We start from the raw sequence: 19,202 nt of genomic DNA on the forward strand, positions 1-19,202 counted from the left end.
TACCGGAGCGGCTGTCCGCCTATCTCTGGCGCCAGACAGATACGAGGCTCCGCACGCCGGAGGAGGACACCATGCAGAACACCACCGAGACCACCGGGCCGCTCACCGGACTTCACCACGTCACGGCCATCACGGCCGACGCGCCCTACAACCATCGCTTCTACACCCAGACGCTCGGCATGCGCCTCGTGAAGAAGACGGTGAATCAGGACGACGTGTCCGCCTATCACCTCTTCTATGCGGATGGGGAAGCCAACCCCGGCACCGACCTCACCTTCTTCGACTGGCCGGTGCCGCGCGAGCACCGGGGCACCCATGCGGCCGTGCGCACCTCGCTGCGGGTGCGGGACGAGGCGGCGCTGGAATACTGGGCCGCGCGCCTCACCGACGCGGGCGTCGCCCATGCCGGCATCGAGACCCGCGACGACCGCCACCAGCTTCCGTTCGAGGACCGCGAAGGCCAGCGCCTCGCCTTGATCGTGGATGACGGCAAGGGGCCGGGCGTGCCCTGGGCGAAGAGCCCGGTGCCGGAGGCGCACCAGATCCGTGGCCTCGGGCCGATCCTGATCTCGGTGCCGGACCTTGCGCCCACCGCCGCCGTGCTTCTCCACGTGATGGGCATGAAGGAGGTGCGCACCTATGCCGCCGAGGACGGCCGCGCCATCCATGTGTTCGAGATGGGCGCGGGAGGCCCAGCCGCGGAAGTGCATGTGAAGGTGGAGCCGGGCCTGTCCCCCGCGGGGCAGGGCGCGGGCGCGGTGCACCATGTGGCTTTCCGCGTCACCACCTTCGACCAGTACGAGGAATGGGCGCGGCGGCTGAAGGAGCTGCGCATTCCCAACAGCGGCATGGTGGATCGCTTCTACTTCCGCTCGCTCTATTTCCGCGAGCCCAACGGCGTGCTGTTCGAACTGGCCACCGACGGTCCGGGATTTGCGGCCGACGAGGATGCCGCCCATCTGGGCGAACGCCTCGCCCTGCCGCCCTTCCTGGAAGGCCGCCGCAGCGCCATCGAGGCCGGGCTCAAGCCGCTCTGAGGGCAGCTCCAAACGCAAAAAAGGCCGGCCGGACGGGGAGATCCCGTCCGGCCGGCCTTTTGTTTGCGTCTCAGGCGGGCGTCAGGCCCGCTCTTCCAGCGGGTGCGTGCGCAGCCGCATGGGATCGTAGAAGGGGGTGCGCACCACGTTGGCCTCGAAGCTCTCGTCCCCGTCCACCACGGTGAGCGCGGTGCCGAGCGCGGTGACGTCGGGCCGCAGCGAGACCAGCGCCAGCGACTTCATGAGGTGGCGGCTGTAGGTGGTGGAATTCACCACGCCCACCTCGGCGCCATCCTTGAATATCTTCGCGCCGGGCGTGATCGCCTTCGCCGCCAGCACCTCGAGCCCGGCCTGATGGGTGCGCTCGGTGCCCTTGCGGGCGACGAGAGCGGCCTTGCCGCGGAAGTCCGGCTTGGAGAGGTCCACCGACCAGTCCATCAGCACCTCGAAGGGCGTGGTGTCCTTGTGCGGCATGTCGAAGGGGAAGAACAGCAGGGAGCCTTCCACCCGCACGATGTCGAGGCAATCCCACGACACGGCCATGGCGCCGAACGGCTTTCCGACCTCGAGGATCTTGTCCCAGAGGAACACCGCATCCTTCGCCGCGCAGAAGACTTCATAGCCGCGCTCGGCCGAGTAGCCGCCGCGCGCCACCGACACCGGGATGCCGAACAGGGTGGTCTTGCCATGCCCGAAATAGGGCAGGTCCTTCAGCACCATTGGCGTGTGGGGGGAGAGGATGTCGAGGGCGAGGGGGCCCTGCAGGGAGAGGATGTGGACGTCGTTGTCACGGGAGAAGGTGACATCGAAGCCCTGCGCCACCACCGGCAGCGCCTCTTCCAGCGCGCCGCCACCGTGGGAGAGCCGGAACTTGCCGTCGCCGTCCACATAGACGAGCACGTCGTCGATGAGCCCGCCTTCGTCATCGACGATGGAGGAGATCATGGAGCGGCCGGCCGGGATCTTGGAAATATCGGCAGTGAGCAGCTTGTTGAGGAAGGCGAGGGAGTCCGGCCCCGAGAGGTCGATGATCTTCAGCGCGGACACATCGAACAGGCCGGCGCGGGTGCGCACCGTCTCCGTCTCCATATAGGGATCGGTCGCGTAGTGCTGGGGGATCGCCATGTCGTTCCAGGATTCCTCGAGCTTGGAGCCGAGTTCCCGGTGACGGTCGTTGAGGATCGATTGGCGCAGAATGGTCGCGCTGGTCATGTGCCCTCTCTTGAAGGATGCCGGCCCGTAGCCGGGCCCGTCGTTAAGGCGGGCGGCTCAGGCGGCCTCAAGGCCAGCCATGCGCGCCGCGACGACCGCATCCTGATGGCGGGCCAACGCTCCTGTCAATTACTTTTCCTCAGAAGAAATTTCTTTGGTAGCATGGCGCGAAAGGCGGCAAAGGAAAGCGAGGTGGACCCATGCGTCGCCCAGATCGTGGTCATCCTGCGGGCCTCAAACGCCCAACTAATGGGCTTGCACCAAAATTGGCCCGTGGCACTCTCGTTTCTACCGCGTCAAAAAAGTTCACTGAGGGGAACAGGCGCGCCACAGCGTGATCGCAAATGGCAGGGACGGCCGCGGGGACTGCCCGCGCGCCGGCCCGGGCGGAGCTTGAGACATGTCCGAGACGAAGATGTGGGGCAAGGAAGAGTTCTGGGGGCTCGGCTTCGAGTGGGACCCCCAGTGGCTGCTGAGCGCCGAGCAGAAGGATCTGCAGGCAAAGCTCATCGCCTTGTGCGAGACCACGCTGCGCGCGAACGCCGTGGAGAGCGATGCCAACTACATCTACCCCCGCAAGAATTTCGAGGCGCTGGCCACCCTCGGCCTGCTCTCGCTGAACGTGCCGAAGGACCTGGGCGGCCTCGGCCAGAACCATGTCTGCGCCGCCATGGTCGTCGAGACCATCGCCCGCTACGGCTGCCCCTCCACCGCCATGTGCTACACCATGCACCTCGGCGCCGTGGCCGCCGCGCTGCTGCGGCACCACGACAACCCGCTGCTCACCGACATCCTGAAGCGGCTGGACAAGGACGTGCTCATCGGCACGCTCTCCTATTCCGATCCCGAGACCGGCTCGCACTTCTGGTATCCCATCTCCTCCAAGGCCGAAGCCCATGGCGAGGGCTGGAAGGTGACCAAGAAGGCCTCCTGGACCACCTCCGGCGGCTTCGCCGACTGGTACATCGTGCAGACCACCAGCCCCGGCTTCTCCGGCGATTATTCCGACCTCTCCTGCTTCCTCGTCACCAAGGACGAGGTGAAGGCCAACCCCTCCGAGTGGGACGGCCTCGGCCTGCGCGGCAACCAGTCCGGCCCCATCGTGGTGGAGAATGCGGTGCTGCCGAAGGAGGCCCTCGTCGGCCCCATCGGCGACGGCGCCAAGTCCAACGACGAGGTGGTGGACCCCTTCTTCCTCACCTGCTCGTCGGCCTGCTGGAACGGCATCTCGCTGGCGGTCATCGACATCGCCAAGCGCCACACCACCCGCAAGACCCACAATGACGTGGGCATGCGCGTCGCCGACTACCCCACCATCCAGGACTATGTGGGCGAGGCGATCATGGACACCAATTCCTGCCGCGCCTTCGACTACCAGATGGCGCAGGCGCTGGATTCGGTGACCAACAACTGCGACTGGTCGATCCACAAGGACATCGATGCCCTGCCTCGGTCCTCCCTGCTCCACTGGCTGTGGCAGGTGAAGTTCGAGGCGGCCAAGAACGTCGCCCACGTGGTGGACAAGATGCTCCACGCCACCGGCGGCACGGGCTTCCGCCCAGCGCTCCAGATCGAGCGCTATCTGCGCGACGGCAAGGCCGGCTGGGTGATGGGCCCCACCAACGAGGTGCTGCGCCAGTTCGTGGGCAAGGCCGCGCTGCTGGGCTTCGGCTCGCTGGACTACTGGAACAAGTCGATCAACGAGCGCGTGCTCAACAACGAGATCAAGAAGATGGACGAGGCGGAGAAGCGCGCCTTCGCCGAAAAGCTGCTGGCCGAGCTTCAGCCGGCCAAGGTGGCGTAACGCGGGACGCCACCACGCGGAGCCTTCGTCCCTCTCCGTCGCTCAGGAGAGGGGCGAAGGCCCGCGCGCCCGCCATCGAAGGGGATTATCATGGACGGGCTGTCGCATTTCAGGAAGTACCTTGCCATGACGACCATTGATCTCGACGCCCGTTTTGATCCGCGCGAACTGCGCAACGCCCTCGGCCGCTTCGCCACCGGCATCGCCGTGGTGATGGCGCAGGACGAGGACGGCCCCATCGGCGTGACGGTGAATTCCTTCTCCTCCGTCTCGCTGGACCCGCCGCTGATTCTCTTCTCCATGGCCCGCTCGCTGCACTCGCTGGCGCGGCTGGAGAAGGCCAAGGCCTATTCGGTCAACATCCTCATGGAGAGCCAGCAGGACATCTCCAACCGCTTCGCCCGTGCCGGCGAGGACAAGTTCTCCGCCACGCCCTGGGAGGTCGGTCCCTCCGGTGCGCCGCGCCTCGTGCCCGCCCACGCCACCTTCGAATGCGTGCCCTATGCCCATTACGACGGCGGCGATCATGTGATCTTCGTCGGCCGCGTGGTGCATCTGCACGCCGAGGGCGAGGGCGATCCGCTGCTCTATTACCGCGGCAGCTACCGACTGCTCGCCTCCATCGCTCAAGAGGGGTGAATGGACGCCTCCCTGCTTCCGCCCGGTCCTTCCCCGACCACCGCCGCCCGAGAGCGGGTGGTGGTGCGCGGCGGCGGTATGGCCGCCCTCACGCTCGGCGCCGGGGACCGGCTGACCGTGCTGGACCCGGAAGGGCTCCAGCCGGCGCTGGTCTTCGTCACCGATGGAGATGCGGTGGAGGATTGGGAGGCCGCCAGCGTGGAGACGCTGCCGGCGTTGATGGACCAGGGGGGAGAGGGCAGCGCAGAGGTCGCCCGGCTGCTGGCGGAAAACAGCTGCGCGCCGGCATCGCTGGCGGGACGGGCATTGCTGTCGCGAGATGGCGGCGCGGGCGCGACGGCGGAGATCGTCGCGCAGGCCGATGTGCTCGTGGTGGTCGCCGCCCCCGGTGGCCCCATGTCGCCGGATGCGCAGGACGCACCCACCGACCTCATCGTGACTGTGACCCGCGCCCGGGGCCGCGGCCGTCCCCTCCCCTCCCCGCTCGCGCCGCCGAAGCTCGATGTGCGCGTGCCCGCGGCCGAGGCCCGCGCCTATACGGTGAAGGCCGGCGACTACATCCAGATCATCGACGTGGATGGCCGCCAGTGCGCGGACTTCCTCGCCTTCGACGCCGCCGCGCTGGAGACGGGCGAGGAGTTCGGCCTCGACGCCACCACCACCCGCACCCTCATGGGCGCCGCCTATCCGGGGCCGGGGCTCCATTCCAGATATTATGACGAGCGCCAGCTCCCGCTGGTGGAGGTGATCCGCGACACGGTGGGCCGCCACGACACCTTCGCCCTCGCCTGCTCGGCGAAATATTACGAGGACATGGGCTATCCCGGCCACGCCAACTGCACGGACAATTTCAACGCCGTGCTCGCGCCTTTGGGCATCCGCGAGCGCGCTGGCTGGCCGGCCATCAATTTCTTCTACAATACGGCCGTGGACCACACCAACGCGATCACCATGGACGAGCCGTGGTCGCGGCCGGGCGACTATGTGCTGCTGCGGGCGCTCACCGACCTCGTGTGCGCCACCTCCTCCTGCGCCGACGACATCGACCCCGCCAATGGCTGGGAGCCCACCGACATCCATGTGCGCGTCTATGACGGCGCCGAAAACTTCTCCAAGGGGATCGCGTTCCGCATGAGTGCCGACGCCGAGCCGCGCCTGACGCGCGAGAGCGCCTTCCACCAGAGCCTTGCCGCCCACACGCGCAACGTCGTGGAGTATCGCGGCTTCTGGCTGCCCACCTGCTTCACCGGCGAGGGGCCGATTGCCGAATACTGGGCCTGCCGCGAGAAAGCGGCAGTGATGGACCTGTCTCCCCTGCGCAAATTCGAGGTGACGGGGCCGGACGCCGAGATCCTGCTCCAGCGCACGGTGACGCGCGACATGCGCAAGCTGGCCGTCGGCCAGGTGGTCTATACCGCCCTGTGCTACGACCACGGCGGCATGATCGACGATGCCACCGTGTTCCGCCTGTCGCCGACCAATTTCCGGGTGGTGTGCGGCGAGGAATTCACCGGCACCTGGCTGCGAACCAAGGCGGCGGAGTGGGGCCTCAACGTGCATGTGCGCTCGTCCACGGACCAGTTGCACAACATCGCCGTGCAGGGGCCGCTGTCGCGGAAGATTCTCGCCGAGGTGATCTGGACCGGGGCCACCCAGCCCGCCATCACCGAGCTGAAGTGGTTCCGCTTCGCGGTCGCGCGCCTCGGGGGCCGACCGGGCCGGCGCTGGTCGTCTCGCGCACGGGCTATACGGGCGAACTGGGCTTCGAGATCTGGTGCCATCCCAAGGACGGCAAGGCGCTGTTTGATGCGGTGTGGGCGGCCGGCGCGCCGAAGGGCATGAAGCCGCTCGGCCTCTCCGCGCTGGACATGCTGCGCATCGAGGCGGGGCTGGTCTTCGCCGGCTACGACTTCTGCGACCAGACCGACCCCTTTGAGGCCGGCATCGGCTTCGCCGTGGCGGAGAAGGACGAGGATTTCGTGGGGAAGGCGGCGCTGGCGCGGCGCAAGGCGAACCCGGCGCGGAAGCTCGTGGGCCTCGTGATCGAGGGCAACGACGCGGTGGGCCACGGCGACCCGCTTTATGTCGGCCGGGCGCAGGTGGGCGTCATCACGAGCGCCACCCGCTCGCCCATCCTGAAAGCCCAGATCGCCCTTGCCCGCATCGATGTCGCCCATGCCGCGACCGGCACGGGCATCGAGATCGGCAAGCTGGACGGACACAGGAAGCGCATCGGCGCTGAGATCGTGCCCTTCCCCCATTTCGACCCGCAGAAGACGAGGGTGAGAGCCTGACCTGTCATCGCCCTACGATGACACCTTGGTCCTTGTAGAAACAGCCCGGCCCCGCGCGTTGCGCCGCGGGGCCGAAGGCGTTTCTTTCCCTAACGACAGAATGCTCATGCATTGGGCGGGAGATGCGTGCAAATTGAGCCGCTTTTACCGTCCAGTCGGCCAATTTATACATTGACAAAAAAGTTTCTTCTCCGGAAACTCCCCTCATAATTCGAGGGGAAAAACAATGAGTATCGCAGCAACCAACGAGGCGGTCGCCGCGCCTGAGGCCGGCTCGCTTCAACGCAAGATCAGCTGGACCGGCGCCTTCTGGATCGCGAGCGGCGTGCCCGCCCTCGTGCTCTTCTCCATCGGCGCCATCGGCGCCACCGTGGGCGCGCCGGCCTGGTTCGTGTGGATCCTGTCCATCATCTTCGGCTTCATCCAGGCCTTTTCCTACGCCGAAATCGCCGGCCTGTTCCCGCACAAGTCGGGCGGCGCCTCGGTCTATGGCGCCATCGCCTGGGTGCGCTACGGCAAGCTGCTCGCGCCGTTCTCGGTGTGGTGCAACTGGCTGGCGTGGTCGCCGGTGCTGTCCATCGGCTCCGGCCTCGCGGCGGGCTACGTGCTCTCCATCCTGTTCGCGCCCGATGCCGCCATCAATACCTGGCAGCTCACGCTGGTGGATCTCGGCTGGCTGAAGGCGGGCCTCGCGCTGCGCATCAACGCCACCTTCGTCCTCGGCGCCGTGCTGCTGCTCATCGCCTTCGCCATCCAGCATCGCGGCATCAGCCAGACCGCAAAGGTGCAGGTCATCCTCGGTGTCGTGGCGCTGCTGCCGCTGATCCTCATCGGCCTCGTGCCGCTGTTCACCGGCGACGTGCTCGCCGCCCATCTCGGGCCGTTTGCCCCGCTCGCCAAGGACGAGGCCGGCCGGGTGATCGCCGGCGAATGGAACATGGCGGGCCTCACCCTGATGGCCGGCGGCCTGTTCATCGCCGCGTGGTCCACCTACGGCTTCGAGACCGCCGTCTGCTACACGCGCGAGTTCCGCGACCCGAAGAAGGATACCTTCAAGGCCATCCTCTATTCCGGGCTCCTGTGCATCTTCGTCTTCACCATCGTGCCCATCTCCTTCCAGGGCGTGCTCGGCCTCGGCCAGCTCGTGACCCCGGCGGTGGTGGACGCCTCCGGCACCGTGACCACGCCGGCGGTCTATGACGGCATCCTGTCCGCCGACATCTATTCCGGCATGGGCGTCGCCAGCGCCATGGCGGGTATGCTCAAGGGCGGCCCGCTGGTGCACAACATCATCGTGGTGATGCTGATCCTCGCGCTCATGCTCGCCATCATCACCTCCATGGCCGGCTCCTCGCGCACGCTCTACCAGGCCTCGGTGGACGGCTGGCTGCCCAAGTACCTCAGCCACGTGAACGAGAACGGCGCCCCCACCCGCGCCATGTGGACGGACCTTGGCTTCAACCTCATCCTGCTGATGATGTCGGACTATGTGTTCATCCTCGCCATCTCCAACGTCTGCTACATCCTGTTCAACTTCCTGAATCTCAATTCCGCCTGGATGCACCGCATCGACCGTCCCGCCTGGGATCGCCCCTTCAAGGCCCCCATGTGGCTCATCGGCATGGGTACGGTGCTGGCCTACGTGAACCTGTTCCTGCTCGGCATGGGTGCCGACATCTGGGGCGCAGGCACGCTGGTCACCGGGCTCATCGTATCGGCCGCCATCATCCCGGTGTTCCTGTTCCGCCACTATGTGACGGACAAGGGTCAGTTCCCGGCGGCGATGATGGAGGACATGCACCTCAAGGCCGAACCCGGTGCCGGCACGCGAGCGGGGATGCTGCCCTACCTCGCTCTCGTGCTTGGCGCCGTTGTCATCATCGTGGCCCGCAGCATTGCGGTCTATTGAACGGAGACGAAATGAGCGACCAGGGTATGAAGAGCCGCCCGACGTACGCCCCGCTGGCCCCGGACCCGTCCGGCCGGCACCACCTGCTGGTGGTCGAGGCGGCCGAGGTTCCGGCTGAAGCACTGGCGGAGGGGGTTGTCCCCTCCGCCTTCGAGGTCTGGACGGTGGCCCGGCGCAGCGCCGTGCCCGCCGCCCCGGCCATGGAGGAGGCGCCGGGCAGCGTCGCCATCTTCCGGTCCGTGACGCACCTCTTCTCCGCGCTGGAGGAGCGGCTCGCCCGCGAGACCATGGGGCTGCGCCTCTATGCGGCGGGTGCCGAGCCGTTCCTGTGGGACGTGTGGGGCCGCGCCGAAAAAGCCGGCCTCAGCCGCCAGGAGACGGCCTTCGCCGAGGCCGGCCCGAAGGCGCGACGCATCTATTGCGTCCACTGCCGGACGGTGACCGAGGGTGTCACCACCTCCATCTTCACCTGCCCGGGTTGCGGCGCATCCTTGTTCGTGCGCGATCATTTCTCACGGCGGCTCGCCGCCTTCATGGGCGTCCAGGTGGATGCCGAGGTGCCGGGTGAGGTGCCTGAGGCCGAGGAGCTCTACGCATGACCGCCGCCCAGCCCTTCAATGTGCGCGTGCGCGAAATCGTCGAGCTCGCGCCGAGCCTCAAGCGCTTCTCCTTCGAGCCCGTCCATGGCGGCGTGTTCCCCACCCCTCCGGCGGGCGGACACGTCCTCCTCACCCTGCGCGACGGCGCCCGGGTGATGAAGAACGCCTATTCCCTCGTCTCCCCGCCCTCCGAGCGGAGCCGCTACGACATCATCGTGCGCCTCGTCGCCCAGTCGCGCGGCGGCTCCTCCCATCTCCACCGCAAGGTCGCCCCCGGCGACGTGCTGGAGATGGCCAATCCGGTGAGCCTCTTCCCGCTCATCTCCACCGCGAAGAAGCACCTGCTCATCGGCGGCGGCATCGGCATCACGCCGATGCTCTCCTTCCTGCCGGAGTTGAAGGCGCGCGGGGCCCGCTTCGAGCTGCACCAGCTCGCGACGCTGGAGGAAGTGCCGGTGTTCGAGCGCCTGCTCGCGCCTTATGCGGCGGGTGAGGAAATCCGCGTGCACGGCGGCGGCCGCGCCGCCTTCGATCTCGCCGGCCTGCTCGCGCGCCAGCCGCTCGGCACCCATGTCTATGTCTGCGGGCCGCACAGCCTGATGGAGGCGGTCGCCTCCACCGCCGCGGCCCTCGGCTGGCCCAGGACCAAGGTGCACAAGGAGAGCTTCGGCGGTGACATCACCGGCCTGCCCTTCCGCGCCGTGCTCCGCAAGTCCGGCATTGAGGTGGAGGTGGGCGAGAGCCAGAGCCTGCTCGAGGCCATCGAGGCGGCCGGCGTCGAGGCCCCGTGCCTGTGCCGTGGCGGAGCCTGCGGCCAGTGCGCCACCCCCCTCGTCGAGGGCGAGGCGGAACACCGCGACGACTTCCTCTCCGCGGAGGAGAAGGCGGCCGGCACCCTCATTATGACCTGCGTGTCGCGCGCCCGCGGCCCGCGCATCGTCATCGACCTGTGATCCCGGGAGGTCCCATGACCGTTCAGTTCAAGCCCGCAGAGACCTTCCGCGACACCTTCACCTACAAGAAGTCGCCCGAGGACCTCCTGCGCTTCCCCTTCCCGTTCCCCGAAGACAGCTACATGTATTCGGTGAACATCGAGCCGCACGTGCGCGGTGGCCCCACGGCCGCCTTCCAGGCGCAGTTCGACGTTGACGAGCACTATATCGCCGAATGCAAGGAGCGCGCCCGCATCCTCGCCGAGGACCCCAAGCGCTGTCAGGTGCTGCCGCACATGATGACGGCGGAGTGGGACAGCCTCGAGATGATCATGGAGAACCTCGCGGCCGACTATCCCGAGCACTTCACCCTGTCGAAGGACGGCGACGCCTGGACCTGGGTGAACCGGCCGCTCGGCATCCAGCAGAGCTTCATCTTCGGCAAGGCGGAGACGCTGCCCTGCGGGCCGTTCGAGTACATCACCCGGCAGGCGCAGGGCGATTTCACCCTTCAGGACCAGCGCGAGGACAACCTCTTCGTGGACGGCGGCATGGTGACGAGCCAGGCCGACTGGTCGCTGGAATTCGATATCGGCATGAGCTTCCAGGAGTGGCACGGCCCGGTGCCGCTGGCGCATGAGAAGGGCGTGTTCGACCGCGCCCTGAAGTATCTCCTGCGCCTCCAGTACGGCCAGCCGGTGCGCCGCCTCAACTGGACCATGACGGTGAACCCGCGCCTCGACACCTCGCCGGAGAATTATCCCGTTTGGGGGCCGGACAAGGCGTCGGTGACGCCCGAGAACGTGGCGGAGAAGGTGCATCTGCGCGTGGAGCTGCAGACGCTCTATCGCCTGCCCCGCTCCAACGCCATCCTGTTCGGCATCCGCTGCTATCTCACCAGCGTCGCAGACATCGCCAAGGTGCCGAAGTGGCGCCGGCGGCTGCACCGGGTGCTGCGCGACCTGCATCCGGACATCGCCGCCTACAAGGGCATCCCGCGCTATCAGCAGATGGTGGTGGACTATCTGGCGCCGCTGGATGACGGCTCGGCCACCTCGCCCGGCATCGCCCCGGATATGGAGAAGATCGAGGCCTGATCCTCAGGCCCCGCGACAACCAGCCTGCCGCCGCTCAGATCGGCGGCAGGTTGAGCCATTTCTGGAAGGCGTTGAGCACCAGATTGACCGAGAAGGCGGCGAGCAGGATGCCCATGATCCGCCGCAGCAGGCTCGCTCCGCCCTCCCCCAGCACCTTGGCGATGTAGTCGCCGAGCCAGAAGATGACGAACAGCACCAGCGACATCAGCACCAGCACGCTCACCGTGACGAGGTGCTGGGACAGCGGCGCGCCGCGGTTGTTGTCGGAGAACAGCACCATGGCGAGGATCGCGCCCGGCCCGGCCACGATGGGCGTCGCGATGGGATAGACCGCGATATGGACCAGCCGCCGCTCGGGATCGGGCGTGACGGCATGCCGCGTCATCGCCCCGAAGATCATGGTCATCGAGAAATAGAACAGGATGATGCCGCCGGAGATCTGGAAGGCGAGGATGGAGATGCCCATCGCCTCCAGCAGCATCCGGCCGAGGAGCGTGAACACCACCAGGATGAGGAAGGCGAAGGCGGTGCCCATCGCCGCCACCTTGTGGCGCTCCTGCCGGTCGAGGTGGGAGGTGGTGGCGAGGAACATGCTGAGATGGCTCAGCGGCTCCAGCACGACCCAGAGCGTGACCAGCTGGCTCGCAAACAGGTTCAGATCATCGATCATGGGCGCTCCCTTGCGCCCCTTATTACCTCAAGGGAAAGGGCTGGCAACCGGCAGGCGGGAATGACGAGCCTTGACATGACGCAACGACAAGCTGAAGCCTTCGGGTACCTTGATCTTGTGTCAGGAGGAAACGCCAAATGGTGCAGAACATAAAAAGCGTGCTCATCGGCATGACGGAGGAGGGCGTGGACGAGCCGTCCTCCGCGCTCGCCTACGGCCTGTCGCTGGCGCAGCAATCCGGTGCCCACGCGACCATCCAGGCGGCCTCGCTCAAGGTGGTGATGGGCAACACCTTTGTCAGCAATGTCGCGACCGGCCTCGTCGCCGCCCACAACCGGCGGCTGAAGCAGCTCGCGCAGGACGTGGCAGAGCGGGCGCGGGGCGATGCGGCCGCCGCTGGCGTCGCCGCCTCGGTGGAGACGCCGCAGCTCGGCTATGGCCAGCTGGTGGAGCTGTTCGTCGCCCAGGCGCGGGTGCACGACATCGCCGTGCTGGATGCCGAGGTCGCCACCGTCAACGCCGACCGGGGGCTCATCGAGGCGCTGCTGTTCGAAAGCGGCCGGCCGGTGATCGTGGTGCCGCCGGGGGTGGAGACCTTCAAGCACGACCGCGTTCTCATCGCCTGGGATGCGAGCGTACGGGCCACCCGTGCCGTCAACGACGCCATGGGCATCCTGAAGTCCGCCGCCTCGGTGGAAGTGCTCGCCATCGGCTCGGAGAAGGAGCTGGCGCATGAAATTCCCGGCGCCGAGCTGGCCCCCCACCTTGCCCGCCACGGCGTCCATGTGGACGTGAAGAATTTGGTGGTGAGCCCGGACGGCGTCGCCGAGACCCTGCGCGAGCAGGCCGGGCTGATCGGCGCGGACCTCATCGTGATGGGCGCCTTCAACCACTCGCGCATTCGCGAATGGGTGCTGGGCGGTGTCACCGAGTCCCTGCTGGAGGACTGCAAGGTCCCCCTGCTGATGTCCTACTGAGGCCAGCCAGCGCGGCGCGCCTCAGGCCGCCTCGCGTCGCTTTTCCAAATCACCCCAAGAAGTCACGCCCGCTTTGCGCCCGCACCGCCTCAGGCGGCGGGCCTTCCACCGGCGCTCAGCTCACCGGCTGCCAGCGGCCCTCCGCCGTGCGGCAGGCGGCGCCGCGGGCGATCTGGGGGCGGTTGTCGATATAGATGGTGTGGGAATAGTCGCGGCAGCTCTGGTAGCCGGCGCGGTTGTAGGGCGGGCCGGCGATGACCGTGCCGCGCGCGGTGCCGTCGCCCTTCCAGCCGATGGGATAGCCGGGGCCGCCCGTCTCCAGCGCGGAAATCTCGGCGTCGTAGGCGCGCTGGCGGTCGGCGTCGTCGAGCCCGTTGCCGATGCCACCGCTGATAAGGCCGCCGGAGACCGTGCCCGACATGACAGGCGCCGTGGGCAGGGCCGCGAGGGCCGCCGTCGCCTTGGTCCCGGTCGTGTCGGTCGCGCACCCGCCCAGCGCAAGGGCGAGGACCGCTGCGGATGCGGGAGAAACGCGGAACACGCGGACGGACATGAACGGGCCTCAGGCAAAACAGCGGGGCGACGCAGCGGCCATCTGCCTTTGCGGGCAAATCGCCGTGCACGTCATCAACGATCGGGCCACCACATCGGATCACCGAATGGGGCGACGGAGAGGCTGACGGCCTCTCTTAGGCGCCGCAAGCCTCAGTGTGAAGACGGTTTGCCGCAGGCTGTGGCGCCACGGTGTCACCCCCTGCCCCGCGTCATCCCGAGGCGTCAGGTGGTCGGGGGCGGCGCCGCGGCGGCGGGCAGCACCAGCTCGGTCCGAAGACCGCCGATGGGGGCAGAGCTCAGCTCGAACCGCCCGCCATAGAGCAGGGCCAGCTCGTGCACGATGGAGAGGCCGAGGCCGGAGCCGGGCTTGGATTCGTCCAGCCGCCGCCCGCGCCGGCCCACATCCACCCGCCGGGCGGGATCAAGGCCCGGGCCGTCATCGTCGATGCTGACGTGGAAATAGACCCGGTCTCCCGGCGTGCGCGGCCGCTCCACCAGCACCTCCACCTCCACGCGGGAGGAGGCCCATTTGCAGGCATTGTCGATGAGATTGCCGAACATCTCCTCGAGATCCTGCTGCTCGCCGCGGAAATGCACGTCTTCCGGGATGCGCACGTCGATGGCGAGGTCCTTGGTGCGGTGGATCTTCTCCATGGTGCGGGCGAGCGAGGTGATGACCGGCGTCACCTCGCACACGCTCGCCACCACCGAGATGCGGGCCGCCATGCGGGCGCGTTCCAGATGGTGGGCCACCTGATCCCGCATCACGCCGGCCTGGTCGCGCACGCGCACGGCGAGCGGGTCGTCGCGGGTGCCGGCCTCGTTCATCAGCACGGAAAGGGGAGTTTTGAGGGCGTGGGCGAGGTTGCCCACGTGGGTGCGGGCGCGTTCCACGATCTCGTGGTTGGCATCGATGAGGGCATTCACCTCGCGCACCAGCGGCACGATCTCGATGGGATAGGTGCCTTCCAGGCGCTCGGCCTTGCCGGAGCGCACGTCCGACAGCGCCTCCGAGATGCGCGTGAGCGGCTTCAGCCCGAACCGCACCTGAACGATGACCACCAGCAGGAAGGCGCAGGCCAGCACCACCAGCGTGGCCGCGAGCGAGAAGTTGAAGGCGGAGATCTCCGCCTCAAGGTCGGACGCCACCGCTGCAACCGAAACCACGTAACGGGCATCCGCCCCGAGGTCCACGTCGCGCTCGACAATGCGCAGGGCGACGCCGCCCGGGCCGGTCGCATAGCCCTGCCGCATCAGGCCGGGGCGGCCGCGAATGCCCTGCTCCGCGAGCAGTGGGAGGCTTGCGCCCACCAGCGAGCGGGACGTGCGCCGCTCCAGCTTTTCACCTGAATTGAGGGCAATCTGCCAGTACCAGCCAGAATTGGGGAAGGCGAACAGCGGGTCGGCCAGCGCCTCCGGCTCGGGGAGGCGCTCGGATGCATTGGCGACGTCGGCGACGATGATCTTCAGATAGATGTCCAGCTGCCGGTCGAACGCGCGCTCGGCGGAGCTGCGGTAGAGGGAGGCGAGCACGAAGCCCACCACCAGCAGCACCACGACCGTGATGGCCATGGCCGAGAGCACGAGGCGGAAGGCGAGGGAGCCGGGCGTGTATTCCGGCGGGCGTCGCGCTGCGTCCATGGCCATGTCAGGCGGCCGGCATGTCAGGAGGTCGCCATCTCAGCGCGGCTCCTCGGGGGCGGCGAGCAGATAGCCGAGGCCGCGCACGGTCTGGATCACGTCGCAGTCGAGCTTCTTGCGCAGGCGGCCGACGAACACCTCGATGGTGTTGGAATCGCGGTCGAAATCCTGATCGTAGAGATGCTCCACCAATTCCCCGCGGGACACTACCCGCCCCGCATGGTGCATGAGATAGGAGAGCAGGCGATATTCGTGCGACGTGAGCTTGACCGGATTGCCGTCCACCGTGACGCGGCCGGAGCGGGTGTCGAGCCGCACCGGGCCGCAGGACATCTCGCTGGACGCATGGCCGGTGGCCCGCCGCAGCAGGGCCCGCAGGCGGGCCAGCACCTCCTCCATGTGGAAGGGCTTGGCCACATAATCGTCGGCGCCGGCATCGAAGCCCTGCACCTTGTCGCTCCAGCGGTCGCGGGCGGTAAGGATGAGGACCGGGGTGGTCTTGCCCGCCCGCCGCCAGCTTTCCAGCACGGAGATGCCGTCGAGCTTGGGCAGGCCGATGTCGAGCACGATGGCGTCGTAAGGCTCGGTCTCGCCGAGGAACTGCCCCTCCACGCCGTCATAGGCGCGGTCCACGGCATAGCCGGCATCGCCGAGCGCCTCGACGAGCTGTCGGTTCAGCTCGGGATCGTCCTCGATCACCAACAAGCGCACGGTGCCCCTCCGCCTTCGCCACAACCTCCTTAAGCGAGAGAGACAAAGAATGACAGAGCCTTGCGCGCCTGTCAGCGATGACGGGAGGCCGCACCGTGAGCTTTGCTGGTCCTTCGGGTCACCGCCAGCCGCACAGCCGCCGCCCCACCGCATTAGCGGCCTTGGCCTGGCGGATGGTCTCGTCGGTGTCGGAGAGCGACCAGCGGATGGGCGCGGCCGCACCGCAATAGACCCTAGTCGCGCCGGAACCCGTCGTCGTCGCGCAGCCGGCGAGCATCGCCGTCGCGGCGAGCGGCAGCATCCCGCGCAGACCGCGCGGCAGAAAGGCTCTTCGAGACATCGCGTTCTCCTTCCTTCAGGGCGCGGTCATAGCCGCGCTGGGCGGCGCGCCGGGTGACGAGCACGAGAGCGAGGACAGCGGCGGCAATCCCAGCCGCCCGCACGCCGAACAGGCGCAGAAGCACCGCCACGGCGAGGGCGCCGGGAATGCCCCAGGCCCACCACGGCACGGCATAGCCGAGGACACCGGCCACCGCGTCGAGCGCGCCGCTCACGGCTTCGCCCCGGTTCCGAGGTCCAGCACCTCGGCCCGCTTCGCACCGGCATGCGCGCTCCACCAGACCCAGGCGAGGCCGGCGAGGGTGGCGGCGAGGCCGAGGATAGTTAGGGTGGCGAACACATTCGCCAGCAGGGGCGAGCCAACGGTGTGGGGCTCGATCTGCCGTGCCGCCTCGGCCACCGTGGAGGCGACGATGCCGCCAGCCACCGCGCCCGCCCCGGCTTCCGGCCGCGGCGCGGGCTTCGCGCTGGCAAGCGCGCCCTTGGCCCCCTCCCCGTCCTTCGCGGGCACGGCGACGGAGGAGGTCCGCCCCCCGGTCGCCCAGGATTTCCCGAGCTTGCGCACGTCGGCGACGCGCCGGCCCCAGCCCTTGCCGAACACCGGCCAGGTGCGCAGCGCCCGGAGCATGGCGAGGCGACGGTCGCAGATCTCGTCCACGAGGCGAGCCGGCGCGTGCTCGGCGGCTGCGCGGGCAGCGGCGAGCGTCACCTCCCCCACCTGCCCGTCGGCGGAAAGACCGAGCGCGCGCTGGAGCCATTTGGCGGACTGGGCCGGGCCGGAATTCACCGCGCCGTCGAACACCACATAGTCGATGCCGGCGGGCAGCTCGTCGGCCCGCACCGCGTCCCAATACTGGCGGCGGTAGATCTCCTTCAGCTCGGCATCCTCGATCTCGCGGACCGGGCGCTCGGGCAGCCCCTTCGAGCGGCGCCAGGCGTCGTAGACGCGCTGGATGATGCCCTTCATGGTCGGGCCGCCGGGGTCGTCGGGATGGTTGGAATAGCCGCCCTCGTGGCGGAGCACGGCGGCGAGCGCCGGCGCGAAGCTTTCGGCAGCCATGGCAAGGCTCTCCTGAAAAAGGCTCTCGACAGAAACGGAAAAAAGCGGGGGCGCCGGAGCGCCCCCGCCTCGTCGATGGCCTGCGTCAGGCGACCAGCGGCAGCATCTCGTTGGCGTAGGCCGAGGCCATGCGCCGGGCGAGATACATGGTGCCCTTGTCCACCGGGTGGACATTGTCGCCGCCGATGTACTCGCCGATGGTGCTGAACGCGGAGAAGTTGGTGTTGTTGTGCGAGCCGATGAAGACCGGCGGCACCGAGGTGACCAGCGACTTGTAGAAGATGTTGCTGTTCGGCCGCGCCGCGATGGCCATCGCGATGGCGGTATCCACGATCTGGATGCTGGAATACCCGCCCGACAGCGGCGCCGGCCCGAACCAGAACACCGGGGCCGTGGTGGCGGCCCGGATGGCATCGAGCAAGGCCAGCGCCTCCGTGTTCACCTGCGCCTGGGTATAGCTCGCGTCATTGGTGGAGCCCTGCACGAGGATGACGTTGGGGCTCTGCGCCAGCACCTGCGGCAGACGCTCGCGATAGGTATAGAAGGGTCCGGAGCCCGGATTGAGCAGGCCCGTGCCGCCGGTTCCGAAGCGCCACATATTGTCGATGCCGATCAGCCGGCCGACATGGCCGGACAGCGTGTTGCCATCGAGGAAAGGACCGTAGCCGGAGCCCTGCAGGTAGCTGTCGCCGATGAAGGCCCCCACGAGAGGGACCACCGACGGCGCAGGCCAGATCTGGGCGTTGGACGGGATGGCGACGTTGTAGATCGCCGCGGTGTCCTTGCCGAAGAAGACCTCCCACAGCCGCTCCTTGCGCTTGCCGAAGGCGATCGTGTGGTAATACCAGCCGCCCTGGTTGGGGCCGATGTTGGACATGGTGACGGGTCGTCCGTCCACATAGACCCGGATGCCCTGCACGGACGCGGGAACCTGGAACGAGATGCCCGTCGCATCACTCATGAAGGCGATGCCGCTGCCACCGTATACGGTGGTGCCGCTCTTGCTGTCGAAGGTGTTGAGAACGATGCCGGTGCCCGAGCCCACATGCTGCGTGAGATAGGCACCGCGCACCGTCAGGAGCTGGCGGTTGGCCCACGGGTTGAAGCTGACATAGCCGGCCGGGACGCTGGTGCTGCCGGTGGCCGTCAGGGTCGGCGCCGCCGGATCGTCCACATTGTCCCAGTCGGCCGAGCTGCCGAGATGGGTCCACAGGACGCTGGTGTTGGCGGTGCCGTCCCAGACGGCCGAGCCGTTGGTCTGGGTCGGCTCGATGGCGCCGCAGACGCCGCCCTGCGCGGCGGCGATGTACCACTGCGCGGGCGTCGCGGAATTCTTGCGCACCTCGCCCACCTGGATGGTTTGGCCGGAGGTCCAGGCAGTGGGCGCGATCCACGGGCGCGCCCAGAGCGGGCGGCCTGCATCCAGCGCCTGCTGGAGGCGGATCTTCAGGGCCGCAGTGCTCTGGTTCCAGTTTCGAGAAGACATGAAACAACTCCCTTGGCGAAAGCACAGGCATGCCCGCGCCGGAGTGTCCGGCGCGGGTGATCGGGGGATGGGGAAAGGGGTGAAGCGGCGGCTCAGATGCGCTCGATGAGGCGTGCGCCGTCCGCGTCGGTCAGCGGCGTGCCATCGGCATCGACGAGAAAGATGAAGCCGCGCGGGGGCCGGCGGCCGCGCCGGCCGCGCAGGACCGCGCCCGCGAAGAGGGAGAGGGACAGCATCGCC

At 67.9% G+C, this 19,202-nt stretch carries 19 protein-coding genes; 10 read left to right on the forward strand and 9 right to left on the reverse strand.

The genetic code is table 11. From position 1 onward, the window contains the following. Positions 1–71 precede the first annotated feature (71 nt). Positions 72–1,037 (forward strand): ring-cleaving dioxygenase, encoded by a 966-nt coding sequence (locus A37E_RS0102040; RefSeq protein ID WP_029555102.1) that lies wholly within the window; start codon positions 72–74, stop codon positions 1,035–1,037. 81 nt (positions 1,038–1,118) lie between these two features. Here the strand turns inward: A37E_RS0102040 and A37E_RS0102045 are convergent, their stop codons facing one another. After that, complete coding sequence (locus tag A37E_RS0102045) at positions 1,119–2,249, reverse strand: aminomethyltransferase family protein (protein WP_029555103.1); 1,131 nt, start codon at positions 2,247–2,249, stop codon at positions 1,119–1,121. A 400-nt stretch (positions 2,250–2,649) separates the two neighbouring features. Between A37E_RS0102045 and A37E_RS0102050 the strand changes: the two genes are divergently transcribed. The 8 genes from A37E_RS0102050 to A37E_RS0102080 all read left to right on the forward strand — a co-directional run bounded on the left by A37E_RS0102050 (position 2,650) and on the right by A37E_RS0102080 (position 11,523). Beyond that, complete coding sequence (locus tag A37E_RS0102050; protein ID WP_029555104.1) at positions 2,650–4,053, forward strand: acyl-CoA dehydrogenase family protein; 1,404 nt, start codon at positions 2,650–2,652, stop codon at positions 4,051–4,053. Positions 4,054–4,179: 126 nt separating this feature from the next. Continuing rightward, complete coding sequence (locus tag A37E_RS0102055) at positions 4,180–4,692, forward strand: flavin reductase family protein (RefSeq protein ID WP_029555105.1); 513 nt, start codon at positions 4,180–4,182, stop codon at positions 4,690–4,692. After that, positions 4,693–6,534 carry a DUF1989 domain-containing protein gene (locus A37E_RS25070; protein ID WP_348550870.1) on the forward strand — a complete coding sequence of 614 codons (1,842 nt, stop codon included), beginning with the start codon at positions 4,693–4,695 and terminating at the stop codon, positions 6,532–6,534. It begins immediately after the preceding gene. Then, positions 6,462–6,986 (forward strand): glycine cleavage T C-terminal barrel domain-containing protein, encoded by a 525-nt coding sequence (locus A37E_RS27595; protein ID WP_348550894.1) that lies wholly within the window; start codon positions 6,462–6,464, stop codon positions 6,984–6,986. Before A37E_RS25070 ends, A37E_RS27595 begins: the two co-directional genes overlap by 73 nt. Before the next feature lie 226 nt (positions 6,987–7,212). Continuing rightward, entirely contained in the window at positions 7,213–8,895 is a 1,683-nt protein-coding gene (locus A37E_RS0102065; protein ID WP_029555106.1) for an APC family permease, read from the forward strand. Positions 8,896–8,906: 11 nt separating this feature from the next. After that, a complete protein-coding gene (locus A37E_RS0102070) occupies positions 8,907–9,494 on the forward strand; it encodes a dimethylamine monooxygenase subunit DmmA family protein (RefSeq protein WP_029555107.1) in 588 nt (195 codons plus the stop codon). After that, positions 9,491–10,447, forward strand: coding sequence for a PDR/VanB family oxidoreductase (locus A37E_RS0102075; RefSeq protein WP_029555108.1), 957 nt, complete (start codon positions 9,491–9,493; stop codon positions 10,445–10,447). Before A37E_RS0102070 ends, A37E_RS0102075 begins: the two co-directional genes overlap by 4 nt. Before the next feature lie 14 nt (positions 10,448–10,461). After that, the gene (locus A37E_RS0102080) at positions 10,462–11,523 is read left to right on the forward strand and encodes a DUF3445 domain-containing protein (RefSeq protein WP_029555109.1); all 1,062 of its coding nucleotides are present in this window, start codon (positions 10,462–10,464) and stop codon (positions 11,521–11,523) included. 34 nt (positions 11,524–11,557) lie between these two features. On the opposite strand, the gene A37E_RS0102085 is transcribed toward A37E_RS0102080, so the two are convergent. Then, complete coding sequence (locus tag A37E_RS0102085) at positions 11,558–12,193, reverse strand: MarC family protein (protein ID WP_029555110.1); 636 nt, start codon at positions 12,191–12,193, stop codon at positions 11,558–11,560. A gap of 137 nt (positions 12,194–12,330) precedes the next feature. Between A37E_RS0102085 and A37E_RS0102090 the strand changes: the two genes are divergently transcribed. Beyond that, positions 12,331–13,170, forward strand: a complete 840-nt coding sequence (locus A37E_RS0102090; protein ID WP_029555111.1) for a universal stress protein — start codon at positions 12,331–12,333, stop codon at positions 13,168–13,170. Between the two features lie 115 nt (positions 13,171–13,285). Here the strand turns inward: A37E_RS0102090 and A37E_RS0102095 are convergent, their stop codons facing one another. The 7 genes from A37E_RS0102095 to A37E_RS26760 all read right to left on the reverse strand — a co-directional run bounded on the left by A37E_RS0102095 (position 13,286) and on the right by A37E_RS26760 (position 19,198). Next, positions 13,286–13,723 carry a hypothetical protein gene (locus tag A37E_RS0102095; RefSeq protein ID WP_024277891.1) on the reverse strand — a complete coding sequence of 146 codons (438 nt, stop codon included), beginning with the start codon at positions 13,721–13,723 and terminating at the stop codon, positions 13,286–13,288. 224 nt (positions 13,724–13,947) lie between these two features. After that, positions 13,948–15,366, reverse strand: a complete 1,419-nt coding sequence (locus tag A37E_RS0102100) for a HAMP domain-containing sensor histidine kinase (RefSeq protein WP_051679345.1) — start codon at positions 15,364–15,366, stop codon at positions 13,948–13,950. 39 nt (positions 15,367–15,405) lie between these two features. Beyond that, positions 15,406–16,077, reverse strand: a complete 672-nt coding sequence (locus A37E_RS0102105) for a response regulator transcription factor (protein ID WP_024277889.1) — start codon at positions 16,075–16,077, stop codon at positions 15,406–15,408. Between the two features lie 233 nt (positions 16,078–16,310). Further along, complete coding sequence (locus A37E_RS0102110) at positions 16,311–16,631, reverse strand: hypothetical protein (RefSeq protein ID WP_051678722.1); 321 nt, start codon at positions 16,629–16,631, stop codon at positions 16,311–16,313. Beyond that, complete coding sequence (locus A37E_RS0102115) at positions 16,628–17,476, reverse strand: glycosyl hydrolase 108 family protein (protein ID WP_029555114.1); 849 nt, start codon at positions 17,474–17,476, stop codon at positions 16,628–16,630. The genes A37E_RS0102110 and A37E_RS0102115 overlap by 4 nt, the downstream gene beginning before the upstream one ends. 85 nt (positions 17,477–17,561) lie before the next feature. After that, a complete protein-coding gene (locus A37E_RS0102120) occupies positions 17,562–18,962 on the reverse strand; it encodes a GDSL-type esterase/lipase family protein (protein WP_029555115.1) in 1,401 nt (466 codons plus the stop codon). Positions 18,963–19,054: 92 nt separating this feature from the next. Continuing rightward, on the reverse strand, positions 19,055–19,198 hold the full coding sequence (locus A37E_RS26760; protein WP_156026214.1) for a hypothetical protein: 144 nt from the start codon (positions 19,196–19,198) through the stop codon (positions 19,055–19,057). Positions 19,199–19,202 lie beyond the last annotated feature (4 nt).

This window comes from Xanthobacter sp. 91, assembly GCF_000702385.1.
GTDB lineage: Bacteria > Pseudomonadota > Alphaproteobacteria > Rhizobiales > Xanthobacteraceae > Xanthobacter > Xanthobacter aminoxidans.